Raw genomic sequence first — 23,184 nt, 5'->3', positions numbered from 1 at the left:
CCAATTTGATTTTTTACGCAACCGATCCGTCGGCCCTTTGGCGCATGCTGCTTTCAGGATGGCTCTGTCTTGAAACTGGTAAATAACACCGCGCCTTGGATCAACACGGCAAAAGACTGTGCGGGCAGGCGGGAGTACAAAAGTATTGGATTCCAGGGGTTTCACCATGAAAAAACGACTACTCTCAGCCAGCGCAGGTTTACTGCTTTCACCCATCGCCCTTGCCGTTGAGCAAGCGGTGGAAGACCCAAATGCCGAAGTTGAACGCATCCAGGTGACAGGCAGTCACCTCAAAGGTGTCGACATGGAAGGCGCATTACCGGTGATCACCATCTCCGAGGAAGATATCCGAACCTCGGGTGCAAACACTGTGATCGAATTGATTAACCAACTACCCCAGTTTGGTGGTGGTGCGGGTACCTTCTCGACCGCTCTATCAGGCGCGAAACAGGGCGATGCTCCCGCTGGCGCCGCCGGTATTTCACTGCGCGGTCTGGGTACTTCATCAACACTGACCCTGCTTAACGGTCGCCGTATGTCCGTCAGCTCCTTCGCCAATGGCAATGAGTCGTTTGTTGACGTTAACGCCATTCCACTGGCGGCGATTGAACGGGTTGAAATTCTCACCTCCGGCGCCTCAGCTATTTATGGTGCCGACGCCGTTGCCGGTGTAGTGAACTTCATCCTGCGCAAAGACTTCGAAGGTTTTGAAATCAGCGCAAGCTACGGCGATTCGGATGCCAGCAGCGACGACACCAAGAAAAACCTCAATCTGGCATTTGGTCATGTTGAAGATAACTGGCAGATGATGGCGACGTTCGATTACTTCGATCGTAATGCGTTGTACGACAGAGATCGCAGTGCCACAGCGGTAGAGCCTCGCCCAAGCCAGCAAGGTATCTTCCCCAGCTTTAACGATCTTTGGGCCATGGACACGCCTGAAATAGGTGATTTCGTCGAAGCTGCCTGTCCTGAAGATCAGTTTGGCGTAGGAGGGTTTGGTGAGTACTGCGAACTAAACCGCAACGCTTACACAGCAACCCTGCCGGAGATGGAGTCTTACAGCTCACTAATTACGCTGGATTACACCTTTGATAATGGCATGGTCTGGTTTAACGAATTTGTTTACAGCAACAAAGAGAGTAGCTCCAACAGTGAGCCCGCACCTTTCTCCGGTGACGATGCGCCAATTAGCTACGATCACCCGAATATGCCACAGGAGCTGCGCGATCGCTTTGATGAAGCAGGTGTTGATCCAGCCTATCCGATTTTTGCCTGGGGTCGCTTCCCCGATGCAAGAACTGTCGAGGTTGAATCCGATAACTACCGTGTGGCTACGGGCCTACGCGGCGAACTGATGGACTGGGAGTGGCAAACTTCTTTCCTCTGGGGCAAAAACGAAAATACTCAAAAAGCCACCGCGGGTATTTATCATGTAGAGAAGTTCAAAGCCGCTGTCGGAGGAGAGCTTTGTGCCGATGGCTCTATCGGCTGTGATCCTGATGTTGATGGCCTCTGGTACAACGTCTTCGGCGGTCAGACTGATAACGACCCTATGGTCGTTGATTTACTGCGCGAAGAAGTACCACGCGATGGTGAATCTGAGCTGATGGTGCTGGACTTCCAAGCCAGCGGCGAGATCTATGAGTTACCTGCAGGATCAGTAGTTATGGCCTTTGGTGCGGAATATCGTACCGAAGAAGTGGAGGACAACCCCTCTCCTCTTGCTACTGCAATCGCTGGTGACGTACCGGTGTTTGGTTTTGGTTCTACTGAAGCTGAAGCTGACCGATGGGCCTATGCAGTGTTTACCGAATTTGCAGTGCCTGTGACAGAAACCCTTGATCTGCAGTTGGCGGCAAGATTTGACGAATACGAGTCGTTTGGTAGCGATGTTAGCCCCAAAGTCGGCTTCCGCTACCAGCCGACCGATAGCCTGGTACTCCGCGGCGCCTGGGCACAAAGCTTCCGAGCACCGTCGCTGGCACAAGTAGGTGCTGGAATTACTCTGAGTTCTGGTGCTCTGCCCTGTTCCGGTGAGTTTCAGGATAATTTCTGTGGTGGCTTTGATGAAGACGATGGCTACCTCAGCGAGATCTATGGCAACGATGATCTTGAAGCCGAAACTGCGGATAGCTATGACCTAGGTGTTATCTGGAGTCCTACCCAGGAGCTGACCTTTAAAGTTGACTATTGGAAGTACAAACATGAAGACCTGGTGGGCACCGATGATGAAGATCTGTTCCGCCAAGCGCTTCGTGGTGAAGTCCGAGTAGTCTCGGAATTCCCGGATGACCCAGAGGACCCCGATCAAGTACTTGCAGATGGAGAAGTCGGAATTATCACACGCGATGGTACTATCGGCTCACCTATTGAAGAGATACGGCTGGAACTGGTTAACTTTGGTTTTCAGGAAACTGACGGTTTCGATATCAGTGCCGAGTATGACCTGAATACCAGCGAGTGGGGTGACTTTGGTTTCTATCTGGATGCCACTTATCTGAATAGTTTTGAGCAGAAGCTCTCCAGCGGCAGTGACACCGAAGAGTTGGCCGGCGGCTGGCGTTATCCTCGCTGGCTGGCAAACGCGACCATGCGCTGGCGCTTCAATGACTTCCTTGGTTCACTCCGTGCGGAATACACCCACAGCTACGATGATGACCATGATAAATCAGCCGTGCCTGAAGGGCGTCAGGTGCCTTCCTGGACCACATTCGATCTATATCTGAGTTATGACATCACCGGCAATAGCTACGTCAGCTTCAATGTCGATAACCTGTTTGATCGTGAGCCGCCTGTTGCTTATGGCTCCGGTGCCAACGTTGATCTGGTTAACCATGACTCCATGGGACGCTACTATACCCTTGGCTACACACTAAAATTCTAACGACAGTGGTTTAGTCGTTATCCAAAGGCGCTCCTGATGTCAGGAGCGTCTTGTACCCGAGGTTTCCATGTCAGATCCAAATGTCTCCGTCGCCACGGAGAAAACCACACGAATGCCCGATGCATTTGTGATCCTGTTTTTTGTGGCTGTTTTAGCGCTACTGCTCAACTACCTGTTGCCAGCGGGCAAGTTTGAAACTCAGACCCAATTGGTAAATGGCAGCGAACGCACCATGATCGTACCCGGCAGCTACTCCGAAGCGGGCGAAGATATCGCTGCGGCGCCAGTGTTTGACAGCCATGGTGAGATAGGCCTGCTGAATGTGCCATTTGAAGGTCTGGTGGCCGGTAGTAAGTGGGGCAGCGCCATAGGCGTCATCGCTTTTATTCTGGTAATTGGTGGCGCCTTTGGCATGATCATGCGCACCGGTGCCATCCATCGAGGCATTTTACGGTTAATAGCCATCGGCGGGCACTTTGAAAAAGCACTGCTCCCTCTGCTTTTTCTTCTGTTTTCTTTGGGTGGCGCCATCTTTGGCATGGGTGAAGAGGCGATCGCATTTTGCATCGTCCTGTTGCCACTGCTGATCCGGCTGGGTTACGACAGCATTACCACCGTGTTGGTGACCTATGTCGCCACCCAAATTGGTTTTGCCACCAGTTGGATGAACCCCTTCAGTGTCTCTATCGCGCAAGGTATCGCAGGGTTACCGGTAATGTCTGGTGCACCATTTAGAATGGCGCTTTGGGCCGTTTTTACGCTGTTCGGCTTGTTCTACACGCTCAAATACGCCAACCATATCAAAGCCGATCCAACGCGCTCGGCCAGTTATCAGAGCGATCGCCAGTTTGTTGACCAACAGCAGGACTCGCTGAATGATGAGTTCAACCTGACGGATAAACTTATCCTGCAGGTGTTAGGCGGCGGTATCGTCTGGGTCATTTGGGGCGTTATCTGGCACCAATACTATATTCCCCAAATCGCCAGTCAGTTCTTTGCCATCGGTTTGCTCGCCGCTCTTATTGCGGTCTTCTCCCGGGGCAATAGCATTACCGCCAATGATGCTTCCGATGGGTTTAAACAAGGCGCAGCCGAGTTGCTACCTGCCGCCTTAGTGGTCGCCATAGCAAAAGGTGTGGTGCTATTGCTGGGTGGAGACAACCCGACCGAGCCCTCCATTCTTAACTCCCTGCTGTTTTATGCGGCATCAGGTATTGAGGGGGTCTCAGAAAGTGTGGCTGCGACGCTGATGTTGGCACTGCAGTCGATATTCAACTTCTTTGTTGCATCAGGTTCAGGCCAGGCCGCTTTGACTATGCCTTTGATGGCACCGCTCTCGGATCTGGTTGGGGTGAGTAGACAGACTGCCGTGTTGGCCTTCCAATTGGGTGATGGCCTGACCAATATCATTATTCCCACTTCTGCTTCTCTCGTTGGCTGCCTGGGCGTCGCCCGCCTTGATTGGAGTGTGTGGTTCAAGTTCATCTGGCGGCTGCAGGTGTGGCTGTTTTTGCTGGCATCACTGGCGATGGTGAGTGCCGTTATTCTGGATTATCAATAAATGCTGACACTGATTAAAAACGCCGAGCTTTACGCACCTGAACCACAGGGAAAACAAGATATCCTACTGGCGGGGAACAAAGTCGTTGCGTTAGAAAAAGAGATTAAACTGAGCAGCACACTGCCTGTACATGTGGTTGATGCTGAAGGCATGATCGCTGCTCCTGGTTTAATTGATTCCCTGGTGCATATCACTGGCGGTGGTGGCGAAGGCGGTTTTGCTACCCGGACGCCTGAGATGCAGCTGACAGATGCTACGTTAGGCGGTGTAACCACGCTGGTGGGCTGTCTTGGAACAGACGCAACGACGCGTGCCCTGCCCAATCTGTTGGCAAAAGTAAATGAACTCAACCACCTTGGCCTGAGCGTGTACTGCTACACGGGTTCATATCAGTTCCCGGCCAAAACACTGCTCGACAATGTACAGGATGATATCCTGCTGCTGGACCGAGTCATTGGCGTCGGCGAAGTGGCTATTGCCGATCATCGCGCATCTCATATGAGCGTCGAGGAGATGATCCGACTGGCATCAGAAGCACGTGTTGGTGGCATGCTGGCAGGCAAAGCCGGTATTGTCAGCGTACACTTGGGCGACTCGCCCGAAGGTCTGTCACTGCTGAATCAGGCGGTATCAGAATCGAGCATTCCTGCCAGCCAGTTCTACCCCACCCATATCAATCGCAATCAAAACCTGCTTGATCAGGGCGTTGCATGGGCCAAGCGTGGCGGCTATATCGATTTCACCACCAGCACCACGGAGCAAATTCTGGCTTCAGGGGAGCGTTCTGCCGCCGATGCGTTGGCATATTGTCTGGCCTTGAATGTCCCTGTATCTCAAATCACCTTGAGTTCCGATGGTAATGCCAGCCTGCCACTGTTTGATGAAAATGGTGTTTTGATAGATCTTCAGGTGGCTCAAGTTGGTAGCCTGCTGCAAAGCATTCGCGATGCGGTTAATGACAAGCAAGTTCCCTTGGAAGTTGCCTTGGCGTGCGCCACACGCAATCCAGCCAATATTCTGCACTTGGAAGGCAAGGGCGAAATCGCACTGGAAAATGATGCCGACCTGATGCTGCTGGATGCGGAAACGCTGGCGTTAGAGCACTTGTGGTCACAGGGCAAACATATGGTGGAGCAGGGCGAAGCCATTGTTTGTGGGAATTTCGAGTAGGCTAATCTCAATACAGTGTTGTGCATTAAGGTGGGCATGCTTAAATTAAAGCATGCCCATTAAAAACAAACAGATACTTTCTTCCCCCCGGTCCAAGGCACTGCTAGTCGGTGCCTTGCTTATGCTGGCTGTGCCCACAGTTGTTGGTCAGTCCAAATCACTTTATCAGTGCAAAGACGGCAGTTTCAGTGATACCCCCTGTCCGGGTGGCAAAATCATTGAAGTGCCACCCACCAACACAGCCAAATCAGAGCAACCTCGCGAACCCTTGATGGAAGAGAAGCAGGCAAAGCCTGAACCAAAACCAACGCCAAGCGGGCCCCCCATTCCAATTAAGTGTCGCGATTTGACCCTGGCACAAAAGAGCGAGATCAAAACCCAGCTCAGGTTTCAAAACATCGTCCCCTGCATGACAGAGCAGCAAGCAAAGTCGATTATTCGCAACAAACAACATAGCGAATACATCTACCCGGCAGGCGGCAATAATGTGTTCAAAGAGTGGATTTTTACACCACCCACACCACGTTTTCCCCACCGCATCTATATCGAAAATGGATACGTGGTGGAAACTAAATAAGCCACGGTCGTTGCTGTCAAAAGATCGCAAGGATACAGATAATTGACTAGGATCCTTGGTGTTCCCGCGAAGCCCGTGTACCCTTCGCGCGCCATTCCAATAAGTGTGAGCCTGATATGAAACGTGAACTAGCGATTGAGTTTTCCCGCGTCACCGAAGCTGCAGCATTAGCTGGCTACAAGTGGTTAGGTCGTGGCGACAAAAATGCCGCCGACGGCGCAGCCGTTGAAGTGATGCGCGCCATGCTGAACAAGATTGAGATATCGGGCGAAATCGTTATCGGTGAAGGGGAGATCGATGAAGCCCCTATGTTGTACATCGGTGAAAAAGTTGGCGTGGGTGGCGATGAAGTAGATATTGCCGTCGATCCCATTGAAGGCACTCGCATGACCGCCATGGGTCAATCAAATGCCATCGCTGTTCTGGCTGTGGGTGATAAAGATACTTTTCTGAAAGCACCCGACATGTATATGGAAAAGCTGGTCGTCGGCCCAGCTGCCAAGGGGCAAATCGACTTAAATAAATCGCTGTCAGAAAACATTAAGTCGGTAGCCAAAGCGGTAGGGAAAGCCGTGACTGACCTGACCGTCATTACTCTGGCCAAGCCCAGACACGACGCTGTCATCGAAGAGATGCAGGAGATGGGCGTGCGTGTATTCGCGATTCCCGATGGCGACGTCGCCATGTCGATTCTGACCTGCATGCCAAGCAGTGACGTCGACATGATGTACTGTATTGGTGGAGCGCCTGAAGGGGTCATTTCAGCAGCGGTAATTCGTGCTCTGGATGGTGACATGCAGGGCCGCTTGCTACCGCGCTACAAAGTTAAAGGCGATAGTTTTGACAATCGTCGTCTGAGTGAGTTGGAAGTAAAGCGCTGTGAAGAGATGGGCATCGAGATTAACGAAGTGCTGCAGCTGGACCAGTTGGCGCACAACGACAATGTGATCTTCTCTGCCACAGGCGTTACCAAGGGTGACCTTCTGGAAGGGGTTTCGCGTCAGGGCAATATTGCACAAACCGAAACCTTGGTGATCCGTGGTAAATCACGCACGGTTCGCCGTATTCAATCGACACATTACCTGGACCGCAAAGATCCAGAGATAAAGGAAGTGATCCTGTAACGGATCAACTCAGGCTGGTTGGGGAGCCATATCACTGGTGACGCTCTCCAACCATGCTTCCGCTTCTTGGTAGCGAGTGAAATAGCGTGTTTCGACCGGGTGCTGCTCGGAACGTGTTTTCGACGCAATAGACTTCAACAGGCTGTTAGTTACTACCACCGCTTCATGGGTTAGCCCATTCTCTGCACACCAGGCATTTAGGTTACTTGCCTCTTCAGTACATTCAGGGGGAAATAACTCCCACTCACGCAGGTCATTCAGGCACACCCAACCCTCACCATCCAGCTCACCGACTGCATCTTTAAATGCGTCGAAGCTTTGTCTGACTGTAATCAGGTTAACAGAGCCTATGACGCGGAAAACCAAACAACGGTCTTTGCGTTCCAGCTTGAAGTCACCATGAGATCGCATTGGGGTTAGATCCTTCCGTTACTACATGAGCCAAGTTATTGGCCTGAAAGCGCTCACCTTTCACCTGCTAAAAACCACACAAAAAGAAAGGCCGCTATCGAATAAACGATAGCGGCCAGACCAGTTTTTCGTCAATTAGAATTGGTGCTTTCTAACTGAAAAACAACAGGTTATTACCAAATTTTCACACGGTTTTCAGGTGCTATATACATCTTGTCATCAGCACTAACATCAAACGCTGTGTAGAACTCCGGCATATTTGAAACAATACCGATGACTCGGTAGTGGCTTGGTGAATGTGGATCTGACTTCAGGCGGCTGAGCAGTTCCTCTTCGCGATACTTGCGACGCCAGATCTGAGACCAACCCATAAAGAAACGTTGATCTGCGGTCAGCTCATCAACCACTGGCCCAACTTCACCATTCAAAGACATCCGGTAAGCTTTGTAGGCTACCTGCAATCCACTCAAGTCACCGATGTTCTCACCCAGTGTCAATTCACCGTTGACGAAGTGACCCGGTAAAGCTTCGTATTGGTTGTACTGCTCGACCAGCTGCTTACCCAATTTATCGAACGCTGCACGATCCGCATCCGTCCACCAATTAGACAGGTTGCCGTCACCATCGTACTTGCTGCCTTGATCATCAAAGCCATGGCTGATTTCGTGGCCAATCACGGCGCCAATAGCGGCATAGTTCACCGCATCATCCGCTTCCATGTTGAAGAATGGGGGCTGCAGAATGGCTGCAGGGAAAACGATCTCATTCATCACGGGGTTGTAGTAGGCATTAACCGTTTGCGGTGTCATATGCCATTCAGTGGTATCGATCGGCTGACCCAGTTTATTCAGCATACGCTGGTATTCCCAGTTCGCCGCACGACGGTAGTTACCCAGCAGATCTCCGGCCTTAATATCCAGTGCAGAGTAATCTTTCCACTTCTCTGGATAACCGATCTTAGGTGTGAACTTAGAGAGCTTATCCAATGCTTTAAGCTTGGTTTCCTCGGTCATCCACGGCAGATCCTTAATCGACATTTCGAAGGATCTCAGCAGGTTTTCGATCAATTGTTCCATGCGCGCTTTTGCTTCTGGCTTAAACGCCTCAGCAACGTAAGCTTTACCCAGCAGGTCACCTACTTGGGAATCAGCAGCAATCACCGCTTTCTTCCAACGAGGCTTCTGTTCAGTCACCCCTCTGAGCTCTGTTCCGTAGAAAGCAAAGGCACGATCAGACACAGACTTAGGCAAATAATCTGCATAAGCGCTGATCAGTTGATGACGGAGATAAGCCTTCCAACTATCGACTGGCGTTTTGGCAAACAGCTCTGCGAACCCAGTGAAATAACTAGGCTGACGAACAATAACGGCATCCACATCGATGCCCGCCGCTTTAGCGTAAGCAGGCCAATCGAAGCCCGGCATTAAAGCAGCCAGTTCAGCCAGGTTCATCTTGTTGTAAGTCTTATTTGCGTCACGGCTCTCAACACGTGTCCACTGCGCGTTTGCAATGCCTGTTTCAATGGCCATGACCGCATCAGCGGCTATCTCTGGTTGTGCGTTACCCGCCTGAGATTGAAGGTCAGAAATCAGCGAGCGCAAGCTTTCGCGAAGCGCGACGAATTTCTCATCCTGATTCAAATAGTAATCGCGGTCAGGCATAGATAGGCCTGCCTGATAGAGGTATACCGCGTATTCGTCTGACTTTTTAGCATCGTTGTTGACATAGAAACCAAATGGACCTGACACACCATCGACAAGCAACTGTCCCATAACGGCAGCCACTTGATCGTGGGTTTTAGCGTTCTCAATGGCATCAAACTGTGCCTGAAGTGGTGCCATGCCCAGGTTTTCAACCGTTGTTTCATCCATGTAGGCGGCCCAGAAGTCACCCAGTTTCTGAGTATCAGAGCCGGCGGTAGCCTGCTGCTTTGCGGCATCTTCCATGATTGACTTCAGCAGGGTCTCACTCTTTTCAAACAACTCGGTAAAAGAGCCATAGTTAGAGCGATCTGCAGGGATCTCTGTACGAGCAAGCCAACTACCATTCACAGAGAGGAAGAAATCTTCCTGGTGGGTGACATGGGGATCAAAATTCTCTTTGGCAATGCCCGAAGTCAGTACTTTTGGTGCTTCAGCAGCAGGTGCAGGCGTTGCTTCCGGAGCCGCTTCAGTGGCTACTGGCGCTTTAGCGGTTTCATCCTTGGGTGCATCCTGGCAGCCGGTCAATCCAAGACCCAATGCCACAGCTAACGCAGTGGTCGTCAGACGGTTCATTATTCAATCCTCTGGAGATATGGCGCGTTGTCGCGCTCTGTTATGAAATAGTTAACGGCATGGATAGTAACCAGAGAGCTAGCTTACTGCCAGCGCCCCTGGTCATATTTTCGTCACATGAAAAGAGTGGTTACAAATTAAAACAAGCAGCGACTTCATAGAGTAGCTTTAAACTCACATTGGCAGGGGTTGGCCATTCAGCGTCAACTGGCCTTCTGTTACCGACAAGTCAGCACGATACTGTTCCGAGTTTTCATCAAACGTCAGATAGCCTACAGCTACCATCTGATTGACCTGCTCGATTGGCATCGGAAGCATCTGAACCAGTCGATAATCAACCGCCAGGTTCGCCTTACCATTAACCTTGGCGAGCAGGCTCTGTACCTGAGCCAGTTCATTTAGATCATTCCTTGCCAGGCTAAACTGCAGCTCGCCGGATGCGTTCGCGTCCTGCAGATTAAGTTTTAATTCAGGTACATCAACAGCCATACCATTTTGCAACATCGCCAGTAACTGAGCTTCGACTTCGGATTCAGTCGCTTGCTCATCTTGCGCTAATGTCTGTAGCGCGAGCCAACTCGTTTTATCGATGCCTGAGATATTGAGTTTCATCAAGCTCTGGGCTGAATGGTATTGGGCCGCCCCCAACTGTGTCGTGATTGACTCCCACCCCAGAGATATCCCGTGGGAAAGGTTCGAGCCATTTTCTGTCATTACATTACTGACTTTGAAGTCTCTCAGTGAAAACTGATTATTGCTATCCGATGAATCGAGACCACCAATCGACCACTCACTATCACCAACATAGAGTTCTGGCGCGATCGCTCTCAATTCAGCCGCTATACGCAACCCCTGCAGCTTCATTTCACCCAACATGCCATTGGCCGCAAAACCATCCCAGTTAAAATTCAGGTCGAATGCTTCAAGGTTGCCAGCCACAGTTCCCAGCGCTGGCTGCACTTGAACAAGCCCCGCGACACCATCTTCAACCAACCAGCTATCCATAGTGAACTCACCATGAAAGTTGCCCATCACATCCATGTGGCTCAGCAGCTGCATCGGCATCACTGGGGATTCGAACTGCTCGGCCCAAATGCTGGGCACGGCTAGCTGACTCAGAATACGTATTTGATGGGGGAAGTAACTTGCCTGGTTGATTAGGACAAAAGTGACAGGGCTATCCTGATCGGCATCCAAGGTTATGCGGTAAGTCAGCTTGCTTGAAAACAGGCCGTACTCTCGTTCGGTTAAAGCGACCTCAACGTGTTCCTGTATCGCCAGTCTATCGACTTGCCACTGCTGCTGATTAAGATAAAACTGACCATGAATAAAGGTTGCGCCCAACGCCAACAACAGCGCGGAAACAGATAAGATAGTCAGGCTGACCAAAACCTTTTTCAACATGTCGACTCCAACAGCATTCCGTAGCTTTAAAACCTGATCACCCTATGCATTCTGCCTTGTCATGACAAGCAGATTGCTGGCGCTTTGCGACCTATGCAGGGATTTGGCTTAAGAAATTGATCGACTTGCCGATGAAGGGATTAGCGACGACAATCTTTTTATTATGCGACTCATAGTCTTAACTATCATTGGCCTCATCAGTTGGTCCGGCTTAGCTCAGCAGCTGGATGCAAGCCAAACTCGCACTGACAATGAGCTGAAGCTGAACTTCAGCTGGCTGGATCGTAATCAGAAAAAACAAAACTTGGGCTTTGGCATTCCTCTCGATGCCTTAAAACAGCAGCAACAAAAGTCGAAAGCATATCGCCCTCAAATTGCTGATCGCCACGCATACATTTCCCTGCAGAAAAAAGCAGCCACTTACGACCACAAACAGGTTCAAATCAAGATATCCCAGCAGCCCAATGCCCTGACTTGGCAGGTGAAGTCCAAAGACAGTGACTTTGAGGCAAAAGTAAGAGGCGCACTGCACCAAGCCGCTCAGGAAGCACGGCAGGCATACTACCAGCGAAATAACTATCGTCTTTACGAAAGCCCGTGGGGCGAGACAGGGGTGATTCCGGATCACCTTCACTATATGAAAGTCTCTGTTCCAGCGATGAAGCCGCTGGCCAAATTGATTGTCGAGCGCTTCCCTAATGCCCCCGCCCGACAGGTCGCTGATTACCTGTTACCTTTCATCCAATCGATTCCCTATGTCACTCAGGACTCCAGGATCACATCGGCAAACCTCAGCTACCTCCCGCCCCTCAGGGTACTCGAGGAGAATCGCGGCGACTGTGACAGTAAGGCGGTGTTGTTGGCAGCGATTATGAAGGCAGTTTATCCACAACTGAGTATGGCGATGATCTACATGCCTAACCATGCCATGCTGGGCCTAAGAATGCCTTATCTGGAAACCGACCTTAAAGTGCAGGATCAGGGCATCAATTACATAGTGGCGGAAGTGGCTGGGCCTGCGCAAATCCGCCTGGCATCAGCAGGAGAAAGCAGCCGTAATGCCATTCTAAATGGTAACTACAGCGTGCTTCCGATGCCTTGAAGTCAAATTAGAGGTGGGTAGAAAACACCCTGTTTCGGCCAGCTTGTTTTGCTTTGTATAACGCTTCGTCAGCCGCCTGTAATAACTGCTCAGGCGTTCTCTCCATCGAAGGAATAGTGCCAGCCACACCAATACTGAGAGTCACGACGTCAGCCACTTCTGAATAAGCATGTGGGACACCCATACTTTCGACAGCAGCACGCATCTTTTCCGCCAAAGAAACGGCCGCCTCTTCGGTCGCTTCAGGAACAATCGCGACAAACTCTTCACCACCGTATCGAGCGACAAAGTCAGCAGGTCGACGCAGTGTGTTCGCCAGCGCCGCAGCGGTAGCACGCAAGCAGTCGTCACCTTCTGTGTGGCCGTAATTGTCGTTAAACAGTTTAAAACAGTCGATGTCCATAATCAGAATGGCCATTGGCGTACTGTTTCTGCGGGCTCTCAACCACTCTGATTCCAGCAATTCATCAAAACGACGGCGATTGGGTATCTCAGTCAGGCCATCAATAAACACTAACTGTTCCAGTAAGTCATTTTTCTTCTTTAGCGCTACGTGATTTTTTACACGCGCAAGCACAATCGGCAAGCTGAAAGGTTTAGTGATGTAATCAACAGCTCCCAGCTCCAAACCATGGGCTTCATCTTCGCTGCTGTTTTTGCCGGTAATAAACACCACAGGGGTATTTTTCGAACGAGCATCCTGCTTCAACAATCGACAAACTTCGTAGCCATCCAGATCGGGCATCTGTACATCCAGAAGAATGAGATCCGGTGGATCGTCAGAAATCGCTATTTGCAGTGCTTTCTCGCCGTTAGTTGCAGTTTTCACTCTGTGCTTAGGTGATAACGCCTGAGCCAATAACTTGATATTAATCGGTTCATCATCAACAACGAGTACTGTGGTCTTACTGATTAAACTGCTCACCGTACAGGCCCTTCTTTTTCATTGAGCATTTCCACATGCGCTTTTAAAAACTGCGCTTGTTCCAATGCCTTTTCAGAATCAAATTCGCTCAACGCTCGAACTAACCCTTTCAGCATTAGTTGGCCTTTTTCTTCCACCAGAAGTGGGCGAATATCATCTACAGTTGCTTCATCAACGTAATCACTCGCACTTAAGGCGGTGATCATCTCATCCAGCTTTGCTATCACTAACTCAGGTGTCAGGACCGATTCATATTCCGATTGAACAGGGGCTCTGTCGATACTTCGTTGCTCAGTGAGTAACGTACTTACCTGCAACAATGCCTGTTTTAAGGCTTGCTCGACCTTGACCAGGCTATTGCTATCTTCAGGATGCTGTTCCCATTCTACACAGGCCTGCGACAGAGCATGCGCCCCTAGGTTACCGGCCACCCCTTTGAGGGTATGAATCTCGTTCTTCAGCTGCTCGCCCTTCCCTCCAACAAGCATCTCATTTAACGCCTGACTCTGATTAGTGTAGCGTGATTCAAACTGTGCCAAGGCGCTATGATAACCTGATCGCCTGCCACTGAACTGCCGTAAACCGAAGCTGTGATCCAGCACAAGATTGCTGTCTACATCTGATCGGTTTGTTTCGTTTTCTGAGGTTCGCTCAACAGAGGGCGAGGCCTCAATATGCTCATCCTTTGCCAACCACCTCTTTAGTACTTGTTCGATGGATTCAGGCGTGATCGGTTTGGTGATATGGTCATTCATGCCGGCATGAATACTGCGCTCACGATCTCCAGCCATAGCATGTGCGGTCATCGCAATAACTGGCAATTCAGCCATACCCGGCAGGGTGCGTATCGTTTCGGTCGCGGTAAGTCCATCCATGACCGGCATCTGAATATCCATCAATACCAAGTCAAAACTCTTCTGCTGCACCATAGTCACCGCTTTAGCGCCATTATCGACCACTTCAATTTCAACCGGATATTCGCCCAGCAGGCTAAGTGCCACCTCTTGGTTCAGTTGGTTGTCTTCGACCAGAAGAACTCGTTTGTCCTTCATCGATGAAAGCTGCTCTGTGAGCGGTTGCTCACTGGCAGAGTCTCGATGCAGGCGCATGAGTGTTCGTCTTAGCCTGCCAGGAAGTATGGGCCTGAGTAACCAGTCTGCCTGGCCTTTAAGCGCATCCGGCAAATGGTGTTGGGCCACGCCACCAACCACCATCAACCGCCAATGAGATTCTTTGCTTAATATCTTGGTCAACACAGGGTCGCCCAGGCGGGCCTCATCAACAAACAGCAATGCGCTGTCGTCGCTTTCTCGTAACCCGTCGATCAAACTCTGCTTGCCCATCACAGTCTGAGTCGACATGCCTATACGTTTCAAAGCTTCTGCCAACTCTTTTTGCTCATCTCTCTTTTCCAACCACAACAAGGCTTTTTTGTAAGGTAGAGGCTGTTGCGGTTGAAGAGCGCTATCGGGCTGTTTGGCGATAAGATCGAACATAAATCTGCTGCCTTCACCAGGCTCACTCTCAACCTGGATACTTCCTCCCATCAGTTCTACCAACTGGCGACAGATGGAGAGTCCAAGCCCAGTGCCACCAAAGCGACGAGTCATAGAGCCATCAGCCTGCTGAAATGCCTCAAACAGATGTTTTTGTGCGCCGCTGTCGATACCCATTCCGGTGTCACTGACAACAACATGCAATCGAATCTGATCGGTCCCCTCAGTTTCATAGCTCAGTGCAATTCTGATCTCGCCTTCATCGGTGAATTTCACGGCATTGCTGAGCAGGTTATTCATGACTTGGCCCAGTCGCAGGGGGTCCCCTACCAGTATGGTCGGCAACTCGTCCGCCATTTCAACAACCAGGCTTATCTGTTTCTGTTCAGCACGGATAGCGATATGGCTGATGGCAAGCTCAACCACCTCTTCGAGATCAAATTGGATCTGCTCAAGATCCATTCTGCCCGCTTCAATTTTTGAGAAATCGAGAATGTCATTGATGATGCCCAACAGACCATCGGCCGCGCCACGTGCTTTTTCCAGATACGTGACGAGGGGAGCTTCGGGCCGCGTCTTCAACCCCAATCGCAACATGCCAAGGATCGCATTCATCGGCGTGCGGATCTCATGGCTCATATTGGCAAGAAATTCACTCTTGTAGCGGCTGGCCAACTCTGCTTCCTGCTTCGCTTTGAGGAGCACCTGCTCAAACTGTTTGCGCTGTGAAATATCACTGTGAGTCCCCATCATACGCAGGGGTTTACCACGCTCGTCCCACTCAACCACGCTACCGCGAATTCGAACCCAAAGACGTTTGCCGCTTTTGCAGTTCAGCTCATACTCCATATCAAAACCCCTAGGTTCTGATACAGAGACTTTGTTGAGATACGCGTTCAGCTCTGATTCAAATTTTTCTCGATGAGATTCTGCAACCAGGGAATGCCAGGCATCTCGCGTAAATGACAGTTCGCCAGGCTCATAGCCCAGCATGGTCCAGAATCGATCGCTTGCAAACAGTGCGGGCTGATCTGGCCTGAAATCCCACAAACCATCAGCCACCGCTTCCAGTGCGGTTCTGAATCGACGCTCACTTTGATGCAGCTTCTGCTCCGCTTGATATTGAGATGTTGCGTCTCGTCCAATACAGATCAGTCCCAAAAAATCGCCATTGCGATCAAAAAATGGGGTGCGCAACGTATCGAGTAGAGCTTCAGTACCATCAGCCAGTCGATACCAATCACGTTTCGAAACCTGTTCTCGGCGGCGATATACCCGCGCATCTTCTTTAGTGTCGTCACCCGACACAGGTTCCAACTGCGGTCCAAGCTCACCAATCAGCTCATTGCCCTCCATTCCGAGCGCCCGCTCATAGGCTTTATTAGACCCAAGATAACGCCCCTGCTCATCTTTGAAATAGATGAGATCGGGAATAGAGTCGAGCAATGACCGCAGCAGACTGAACTCTTTTTCCCGCTGTTCACTGCGCTCTCTCAACTCTCTGGTGCGTTCAGCAACCTGATTGTCCAAGTGCAGATTCTGCTCCTCCAGCGCCCGCAATAACGCGCGTTTTTGGGAGAAAGTTTCGCTGACCAGCTCATACCAGGCATTCCACCCCTTTGGGGATGGGTAATCTTTACGAATGTTGCCTTCAGAGCAGGCTTCAATGTGATAAAGCAATTCGGTCGCAGGCTGAACGAAGGTCAGTTTTGAAAGATGATTGGTAATCGATACCAGCACCGAAAGACCTGCAAACAGCAGGAAAAGATTGAGTGCAAACTCGATTCTAAGCGGCCCCAGTAGTTGTTCTTCTGGTGTCACATAAACCAGCAACCAGGGAGCATTGGGTAACAGCGAAGTTTTTACATGATAACCACGAATCACACTGCCGCTACGGAGCTCTTTTAGCTGTTCAAGCGAGAAGTCGCGCAGCGCTTCCGGCAGGCCGATCTGCCAGTCATAAATGGTAAGCTCGTTCTGCTTTACCAGCTTTTCATGGGCCAGAACTTTACCATCAGGGTCCACCAACATCGCACTGCCTGGTAGTGCCTTTTGTTCATTGAGATACTCGGTTAACAAGGCTAAAGGCAGCTCCATAACTACCCGGCCCTGGCGCTCTTCACCAACCGAAACCGACTCAGACAGAGTGACCACTAATTGCTGCAACACCTTGGACACCATGGGCGATGACCATTGTGAGGGCTCGGTAGCGCAGGCCTCGACATTGGCCAGTAACTCCTTAGCTACCGGCGCATACTCTGCGGTCCAGGGAAACATATTGACGAAGCCGCTTTGCGAGCAGTAGTACATGGCGCCGACTTGAGGCACAGACATCTCAAGCATCAGCAAACCTGTATCCAAGTCTGCCACCATCATCAACTCACGAAAGAACCACTCTCCACGGTCGTAGAGAGTGCCTCGACCAATGATTCGACCAAAGTGGACACCGGATACGCGGCGATAATTGGAATCGGTAATCTCTTCGTAGTACTGCTCTAGGGAATTGGATTCAAAATGACTGAGCAGATAGGGCTGGTTTATCCGAAGCGGCTGACTCAAATGGTCGGTAGCAAACTGATTCAGGCCGCCCATTGCACGAGCACTGCTGCCGAGTAGTTTATCTACGTACTCAGCGTAATCATCGATGCCTTGGTTGTGTCTTTGCAGGGCCTCATCACTGTGCAGTTGATAAAGCACAAGGGAAGCGCAGAGGGCCACAAGCAATACGCCGACATAGGCCAGCCTAATTGCTCTCGAATATCGCTTGAGGATCCCCTGCTTCAACGCGATTAGTTCTCCTCAAACTCTGGAGGTGCCTGCTGTGCAGGTTGTGTGGCGATGGCAAGCTCGCTATCCTGGTGGAACCAATCTATAAATAGTTCTCCCGGCATCGGATGGGCAAACTGGAACCCCTGTCCCTGCTCACACCCCATGGACAACAGTAGATCCCGCTGTGCCATCGTTTCAACCCCTTCTGCCACGACGCGCTTTTGCAGTGAATGAGCCAAGGATATCAAACTGCGGATCAAGGTCTGAGTTGACTGGTCCTCTGTTGCAGCAGCAACAAAGCGCCGATCGATCTTGATCGCTGACAACGGTGATTTAACCAAGTTGCTGAAGTTAGAAAGCCCATAACCAAAATCATCGAGAATGATCTCTGCACCGGCTCTAGCCAGCGATGACAGCTGCTCCAGCTTTCTAACCGTGCCGGTAAACAGCATCGATTCAGTGATCTCAAACTGCAACTGATGGAAATCAACACCATGTGATTCAACCACCGCATGAATACGGTTGAGGAAATCTGCGGCATCTAATTGGAAGGTGGATAGGTTTACCGCGATCGACAGCTGGATACCTGCGTCCTGCCATTGTTTCAACGTCTGACAGACCTGAGCCAGGATGTATTCGCCGAGAGCTTCACTGACCCCTGCGGATTCAACCACAGACAAAAAGTCACCTGGTGGAATCAACCCAAACTCGGGCTCCTCCCAGCGAAGCAGTGCCTCGGCACTGACAACCCGAGTGCCGAGGAGATCAAATACTGGCTGGTAATACATGACCAGCTCCTGACGCTCCAAAGCCCCAGGTAGGCGACGCTCCAAGGTTTCACGATAACTGGCACCTTCGGCCATAAAACTTGCGTAGAGCATGACATCACCGACACCACGGCTCTTGGCTTCAAACATGGCGACATCTGCACAATCCAACAACGAGGAAGCACACTCACCATGCTCTGGATAGAGGCTGATACCTACACTGGCACCTAACGAAATACGCCGCCCTTCTATTTCAAAAGGCTGCTCTAGCAAGCTGATTAAACGAATCGCCAACTGGCGTGCCTGGAGTTCTGAGCTATCACCCGGCGCAAGCACAACGGCAAACTCATCACCACCGTAGCGACAAAGCAGATTGGGTGACTCGACTTCATGTTTCATCTGTTCAGTCACCTGCCGAAGCAGTTGATCACCAAATTGGTGGCCGTGTAGATCATTAACCTCTTTAAAATGCTCCAAATCGACAAACATCACAGCGAAACTTTGCTTCGCACCACTGGCAGAGGCTATCTGCTGCTCCAGGTGTTTACTCAGTTGATGACGGTTCGGCAGTTTAGTCAGGGGGTCGATACCCGCTGACGTGGCATCCAAATTGGCAGCCAGCTGCGAGATCCGCTCTTTGATTAGGGCTGCAGACAAGGGCAATACCAGAATATCTTTCACCCCTTCCGCCAGCCACTGAGTCTGTTGAGCGGGTTCAACAACCTCTGTGATGACCACGACTTGATGGCCAGCATTTTGACAAGACTGGAGCAAGGTGGCTGAAAGCAAGCTTTGATCAACCAGCACCAAATGGGTGGCTGAAGGTAATTTGTCCAACTGCTCTTCACTGGTTAAACGCGTGAGCGCGTAATCAGTGCTGTTTAGCAGCAGATCCCATCCCTGCGTGGTGGCAGGAGCAACAGTGACTACATTCAGTTGCGTACGCATGTTGACCTTCATTATCTATAGCGGGCGCGCAACAGTTCTAACAGCTGTTCTAGATAACCCAGTGCGGCTTCCTGATCCAGCGAAAACAGGCTTCTACTCAAGCGCTCGAACAATGCACTATCTTCCCCAGCTCGGAAGCTGGCCTTTAATCTGGCGATCTCCTGATCATCAATATACTCGCCTTGCTGGATCCGCGTTCTGAGTCCTTCAAGGCGATCAAGCAGGGTATCTCTTGGCACTGGCACAACACGAATAGAGGAATCCTGATGTTGCTCCAAGTACTTTTTAACTGATTGGATAGTCTGTTGAAACAGTAAACGGAAGTCGGTGACCCAGCCCTCATATTCATGACTTGGCTTACCTTCGCTACACAGACTCTCGCCAAGTCGAGTGCCTTCAACCAGCTTCACCATTCCCAGGTTGGATGCACTACCACGGAGTTTGTGCAGTGTCTGAGCGAGCAGTTCCAGCTCCTTCGCCTTGTGGAACCCTGCAATCGCTTCCATCGATTTTGCCGCTTCACCAACAAAGCTACGCAACGCATTACCCAGAAGAGTTTCATTACCTGAACACTGCCCCAACGCAAATGTACTGTCGAACAGGCTTTCCTGTTCGCCTGAAGGCTGCCGCTGCTCTGGTAACCAGCGTTTGATCACACTGAACATCAACTCTGGATCAATTGGTTTATTGATATGATCATTCATCCCTGCCGCAAGACTCTTTTCCTTATCCTCGTTCATGGCATGGGCTGTCATCGCAATGATAGGCAGTTCACTGCCCAGCTCACGTAGATTCTGAGTTGCTTCAAGACCATCCATCTCTGGCATCTGAATATCCATCAGAATCAACTCATAATCACCGTTTTGGGTCATCGCAATCGCTTGACGACCATTACTGGCGACATCAACATCCGCGCCACGACTGGCCAACAGTTCTGAAGCTACTTGCTGATTAATCGGGTTATCCTCAACCAGCAATATCCGACGTTGGGTAAGATCTATCATCTGCATCGACTTGCCAGCATCTTGAACCGGTTTTAAGTCGAACATGTCACATAGCTGATCGAACAGCGCTGAGGGAGTAAAGGGTTTGTACAGCGTTTTACTGGAGAGCGGGTGCACCTGACGGGCGAATTCGTCTTCGTAACCAAACGCGGTCATCATCAGCACCTGCGGCATGGCAAACACTGGATTGTCTTTCTGCATGGCTAGCAGTTGGTCAAGCAACTGAAGCCCATCCATACGCGGCATTTTCCAGTCCACCAACAATAGCTGATAAGGCGTCCCCGACTGCGCCCTTCGGACAACCTCGGTCAGCGCAGCTTCACCGTCTCTGGCTTCAAATACCTCCATACCAAAACTCTGCAGCATATTGGCATAGATGCCCCGGGCTCCGGCGCTATCGTCGACAACAAGAGCCAGCTTGCCCTTCAAGGCACTAGACGCTTTAGTGACACTGCTCTGCTCTGCGGTTGGCATAGACAGAGTAAAGCGAAAACAGGTGCCCTCACCCACTTCACTGGTCACGGTGATCTGTCCGCCCATCAGCTCAACCAGCCGCTTGCAAATAGATAGGCCAAGTCCGGTGCCACCGAATTCCCGCGTAGTTGAACCATCCGCCTGCTCGAACGGCGAGAACAAGGTTTCAAGACGCTCTGATTCTATTCCTATACCCGTATCGTGAACCTCAAACACCAGATTGGCGTTGTGTTTTCCAACCTGTACGCCTCTTACGCGAAGTGTAATTTCCCCTTGGGTGGTAAACTTGGTCGCATTGCTCAGCAGATTGGTAAGAACCTGGGTTAAACGCAGAGGATCGCCCAGCAGGTATTTGGGCACCACTTCGTCCACATCCAGCATCAACTCAACCTCTTTCCCTACTAGTCTATGGGCGGTTAAGCTGATTGCCTGATCCAGAATTTTGTCCAGTTGAAACTCGATCTTCTCCAGAGCCAATTTGCCCGCTTCAATCTTCGAGAAGTCGAGAATATCGTTGATGATTTGCAACAACGCCTTAGCACTGAGCTGAGCTTTGTCGACATAATCTTTCTGTTGCGATGTCAGCGGTGTGTTGTAAAGCAATTGAACCATGCCGAGAACAGCATTCATTGGCGTCCTGATTTCATGGCTCATATTAGCGACAAATTCACTCTTCGCCTGATTAGCCTGGATCGCCTCAAGCGAACGTTCTGCCACGCGCCGCTCTAACTCTTCATTCAGTTGATGTAACTCCTCCCGCAGCATCACTTGCTCGGTGACATCAACGGCAACGGCGCACAGGGCTTCAACCTTTCCATCGAGGTCAAACAGTGGGAAACGCACGGTACGCAGAACTTCCCTCTGCCCCCCCATATCAAACGTCTCTTCAAACAGTTTTACTTCGGCAGTTTCAAGTACCTCGGTATCGTGCATTCTGATACTGCGAGCTTCGGGGTGAGGCATGTAGTCTTCAACTTTGGCACCGACCAGGGACTTCTTGTCCACCGCAAAACGACTTGCCAGCGCATCGTTCACCATCAAATAACGACCGTCCAGATCCTTTATCGACAACTGAACTGGGGCGCGATTAATTAACTCGGTTAGCAGGTGGTCCTGCTTCTGCATCCGCCTGCGAAAACGCACCATAACAATGGCAAAGGTTAGGGTGCCAATGGCAAGTAGAACGGTCCAACCTATCGAAGAGATAACCCCTTGGCGTGATTGTGCATAAGCTTCATTCACATCCATCTCTACTGCGATACCAAAACCTAACTCGTCATCCCATAGCCAGGCACCAGTCACCAACTCACCGCGATAGTCACGATAACCATCAACATCAAAACCACTGCCATACTTCACCGCTTGTTTAACCATAGAGGTAAGGGGCTGCGAGGCGTTGTTCCTTGCTTTTTGCTGTGGTGTTAATCGATAGCCGGGATCGGTCAACATCAGGTTGAGATTGGCACGTTGGTCCGCTTCCAATAATCCCAAACTACGCAATTGCGGTTCAAAGCGACTGCTGGTCAGCATTAACCCCTCTCGGGTAAACGCATAAGCTTCGCCAGATTCGCCCTGTCGACCACGCTTGAGGATCTTGCCAAGACTGATCTCAGCATCCTGCTCAATCAATAATGCAGCAATCACATTGTCTGCGTTATCAAACAGCGGTGCGGCAACGATAATATTGGTGTGTGATGGCCTGTTTGGTGCAGGTAAAGGCTCACTGATAACCGTATTTCCCTGCATTAAACGCCTGAATAACGGGCCTTGCTCAAGCAGGCCGCTGGCCTGGGTTACTCTGGCCTCATCGTTACTTGAGATGACGATACCGTTGGCATCAACCAGTTCATATCCACTGAAGTTCATCTCCCGCAACATCGGCATCACCTGCATATGTAACGTGGTGTGAGCCGGAGAAACAGAGATCAAGCTGGCGTCTTTGGGCAGCAAACGCAGTTGGTTTGCCAATGGCAGGTAAATGGGATTGTTGATTAATGCAGTAAGCGTGTTGATCTGCTGGTCATGCCAGGACAACAGCCCCTGATGGGTGATCCTGAGTACTGTCTGCAACGAGGCAGCCTGCTGCTGCTTCGACATAGCAACGCTATGTTCGGTTAACCGCCATACGACGATGGCAACAAGTAGGATAAAAAAGGCGGTAACCAGATAAACGCTTCTAGCCGTCCTAAACAGGCTGTTCATACTGAAAATTGATTAGACCAATGTATGCTTTACCTTAGTCGGTTTTTCAATCATTTATAAGCGGCAGAAGTAACATTTCAATAACAA

Annotated in this window: 13 protein-coding genes; 6 read left to right on the top strand and 7 right to left on the bottom strand. The window is 50.6% G+C overall.

What is annotated here, in order from left to right; translation table 11 throughout:
• Positions 1 to 166 precede the first annotated feature (166 nt).
• The 5 genes from ABEA14_RS07555 (at position 167) to glpX (ending at position 7,319) form a co-directional block, all read left to right on the top strand.
• Entirely contained in the window at positions 167 to 2,887 is a 2,721-nt protein-coding gene (locus tag ABEA14_RS07555) for a TonB-dependent receptor plug domain-containing protein (protein WP_345339295.1), read from the top strand.
• Positions 2,888 to 2,954: 67 nt separating this feature from the next.
• Positions 2,955 to 4,448 (top strand): putative basic amino acid antiporter YfcC, encoded by a 1,494-nt coding sequence (yfcC, locus tag ABEA14_RS07550; protein WP_345339294.1) that lies wholly within the window; start codon positions 2,955 to 2,957, stop codon positions 4,446 to 4,448.
• Positions 4,449 to 5,618 (top strand): beta-aspartyl-peptidase, encoded by a 1,170-nt coding sequence (iadA, locus tag ABEA14_RS07545; RefSeq protein ID WP_345339293.1) that lies wholly within the window; start codon positions 4,449 to 4,451, stop codon positions 5,616 to 5,618.
• 121 nt (positions 5,619 to 5,739) lie between these two features.
• Entirely contained in the window at positions 5,740 to 6,195 is a 456-nt protein-coding gene (locus ABEA14_RS07540) for a hypothetical protein (RefSeq protein ID WP_345339292.1), read from the top strand.
• Positions 6,196 to 6,311: 116 nt separating this feature from the next.
• A complete protein-coding gene (gene glpX / locus ABEA14_RS07535) occupies positions 6,312 to 7,319 on the top strand; it encodes a class II fructose-bisphosphatase (RefSeq protein WP_345339291.1) in 1,008 nt (335 codons plus the stop codon).
• 9 nt (positions 7,320 to 7,328) lie between these two features.
• Here glpX and ABEA14_RS07530 read toward each other — a convergent pair whose 3' ends face one another.
• The 3 genes from ABEA14_RS07530 to ABEA14_RS07520 form a co-directional block, all read right to left on the bottom strand.
• A complete protein-coding gene (locus ABEA14_RS07530; protein WP_345339290.1) occupies positions 7,329 to 7,730 on the bottom strand; it encodes a hypothetical protein in 402 nt (133 codons plus the stop codon).
• A 173-nt stretch (positions 7,731 to 7,903) separates the two neighbouring features.
• Positions 7,904 to 10,006 (bottom strand): M13 family metallopeptidase, encoded by a 2,103-nt coding sequence (locus tag ABEA14_RS07525; RefSeq protein ID WP_345339289.1) that lies wholly within the window; start codon positions 10,004 to 10,006, stop codon positions 7,904 to 7,906.
• Positions 10,007 to 10,180: 174 nt separating this feature from the next.
• The gene (locus ABEA14_RS07520; protein WP_345339287.1) at positions 10,181 to 11,410 is read right to left on the bottom strand and encodes a DUF945 family protein; all 1,230 of its coding nucleotides are present in this window, start codon (positions 11,408 to 11,410) and stop codon (positions 10,181 to 10,183) included.
• Between the two features lie 163 nt (positions 11,411 to 11,573).
• Between ABEA14_RS07520 and ABEA14_RS07515 the strand changes: the two genes are divergently transcribed.
• Entirely contained in the window at positions 11,574 to 12,512 is a 939-nt protein-coding gene (locus tag ABEA14_RS07515; RefSeq protein WP_345339286.1) for a hypothetical protein, read from the top strand.
• A gap of 7 nt (positions 12,513 to 12,519) precedes the next feature.
• Here the strand turns inward: ABEA14_RS07515 and ABEA14_RS07510 are convergent, their stop codons facing one another.
• The 4 genes from ABEA14_RS07510 to ABEA14_RS07495 are packed head-to-tail and all read right to left on the bottom strand — an operon-like array spanning position 12,520 to position 22,992.
• Positions 12,520 to 13,437, bottom strand: a complete 918-nt coding sequence (locus ABEA14_RS07510; protein ID WP_345339285.1) for a diguanylate cyclase — start codon at positions 13,435 to 13,437, stop codon at positions 12,520 to 12,522.
• Complete coding sequence (locus ABEA14_RS07505; RefSeq protein ID WP_345339283.1) at positions 13,434 to 17,717, bottom strand: ATP-binding protein; 4,284 nt, start codon at positions 17,715 to 17,717, stop codon at positions 13,434 to 13,436. Before ABEA14_RS07505 ends, ABEA14_RS07510 begins: the two co-directional genes overlap by 4 nt.
• Before the next feature lie 5 nt (positions 17,718 to 17,722).
• Positions 17,723 to 19,417 (bottom strand): putative bifunctional diguanylate cyclase/phosphodiesterase, encoded by a 1,695-nt coding sequence (locus tag ABEA14_RS07500; RefSeq protein ID WP_345339282.1) that lies wholly within the window; start codon positions 19,415 to 19,417, stop codon positions 17,723 to 17,725.
• A gap of 11 nt (positions 19,418 to 19,428) precedes the next feature.
• Positions 19,429 to 22,992: a response regulator gene (locus ABEA14_RS07495; protein ID WP_345339281.1), complete on the bottom strand. Its 3,564-nt coding sequence runs from the start codon at positions 22,990 to 22,992 to the stop codon at positions 19,429 to 19,431.
• Positions 22,993 to 23,184 lie beyond the last annotated feature (192 nt).

It is taken from the genome of Corallincola platygyrae (assembly GCF_039544265.1).
Lineage (GTDB): Bacteria > Pseudomonadota > Gammaproteobacteria > Enterobacterales > Neiellaceae > Corallincola > Corallincola platygyrae.
This window is presented reverse-complemented; position numbering and strand designations above follow the sequence as displayed.

Bases quoted from the DNA above. Each gene is read 5' to 3' on its own strand.
- ABEA14_RS07555 (WP_345339295.1), top strand. From the start codon at position 167: ATGAAAAAACGACTACTCTCAGCCAGCGCAGGTTTACTGCTTTCACCC.
- yfcC (WP_345339294.1), top strand. From the start codon at position 2,955: ATGTCAGATCCAAATGTCTCCGTCGCCACGGAGAAAACCACACGAATG.
- iadA (WP_345339293.1), top strand. From the start codon at position 4,449: ATGCTGACACTGATTAAAAACGCCGAGCTTTACGCACCTGAACCACAG.
- ABEA14_RS07540 (WP_345339292.1), top strand. From the start codon at position 5,740: ATGCTGGCTGTGCCCACAGTTGTTGGTCAGTCCAAATCACTTTATCAG.
- glpX (WP_345339291.1), top strand. From the start codon at position 6,312: ATGAAACGTGAACTAGCGATTGAGTTTTCCCGCGTCACCGAAGCTGCA.
- ABEA14_RS07530 (WP_345339290.1), bottom strand. From the start codon at position 7,730: ATGCGATCTCATGGTGACTTCAAGCTGGAACGCAAAGACCGTTGTTTG.
- ABEA14_RS07525 (WP_345339289.1), bottom strand. From the start codon at position 10,006: ATGAACCGTCTGACGACCACTGCGTTAGCTGTGGCATTGGGTCTTGGA.
- ABEA14_RS07520 (WP_345339287.1), bottom strand. From the start codon at position 11,410: ATGTTGAAAAAGGTTTTGGTCAGCCTGACTATCTTATCTGTTTCCGCG.
- ABEA14_RS07515 (WP_345339286.1), top strand. From the start codon at position 11,574: ATGCGACTCATAGTCTTAACTATCATTGGCCTCATCAGTTGGTCCGGC.
- ABEA14_RS07500 (WP_345339282.1), bottom strand. From the start codon at position 19,417: ATGCGTACGCAACTGAATGTAGTCACTGTTGCTCCTGCCACCACGCAG.
- ABEA14_RS07495 (WP_345339281.1), bottom strand. From the start codon at position 22,992: ATGTCGAAGCAGCAGCAGGCTGCCTCGTTGCAGACAGTACTCAGGATC.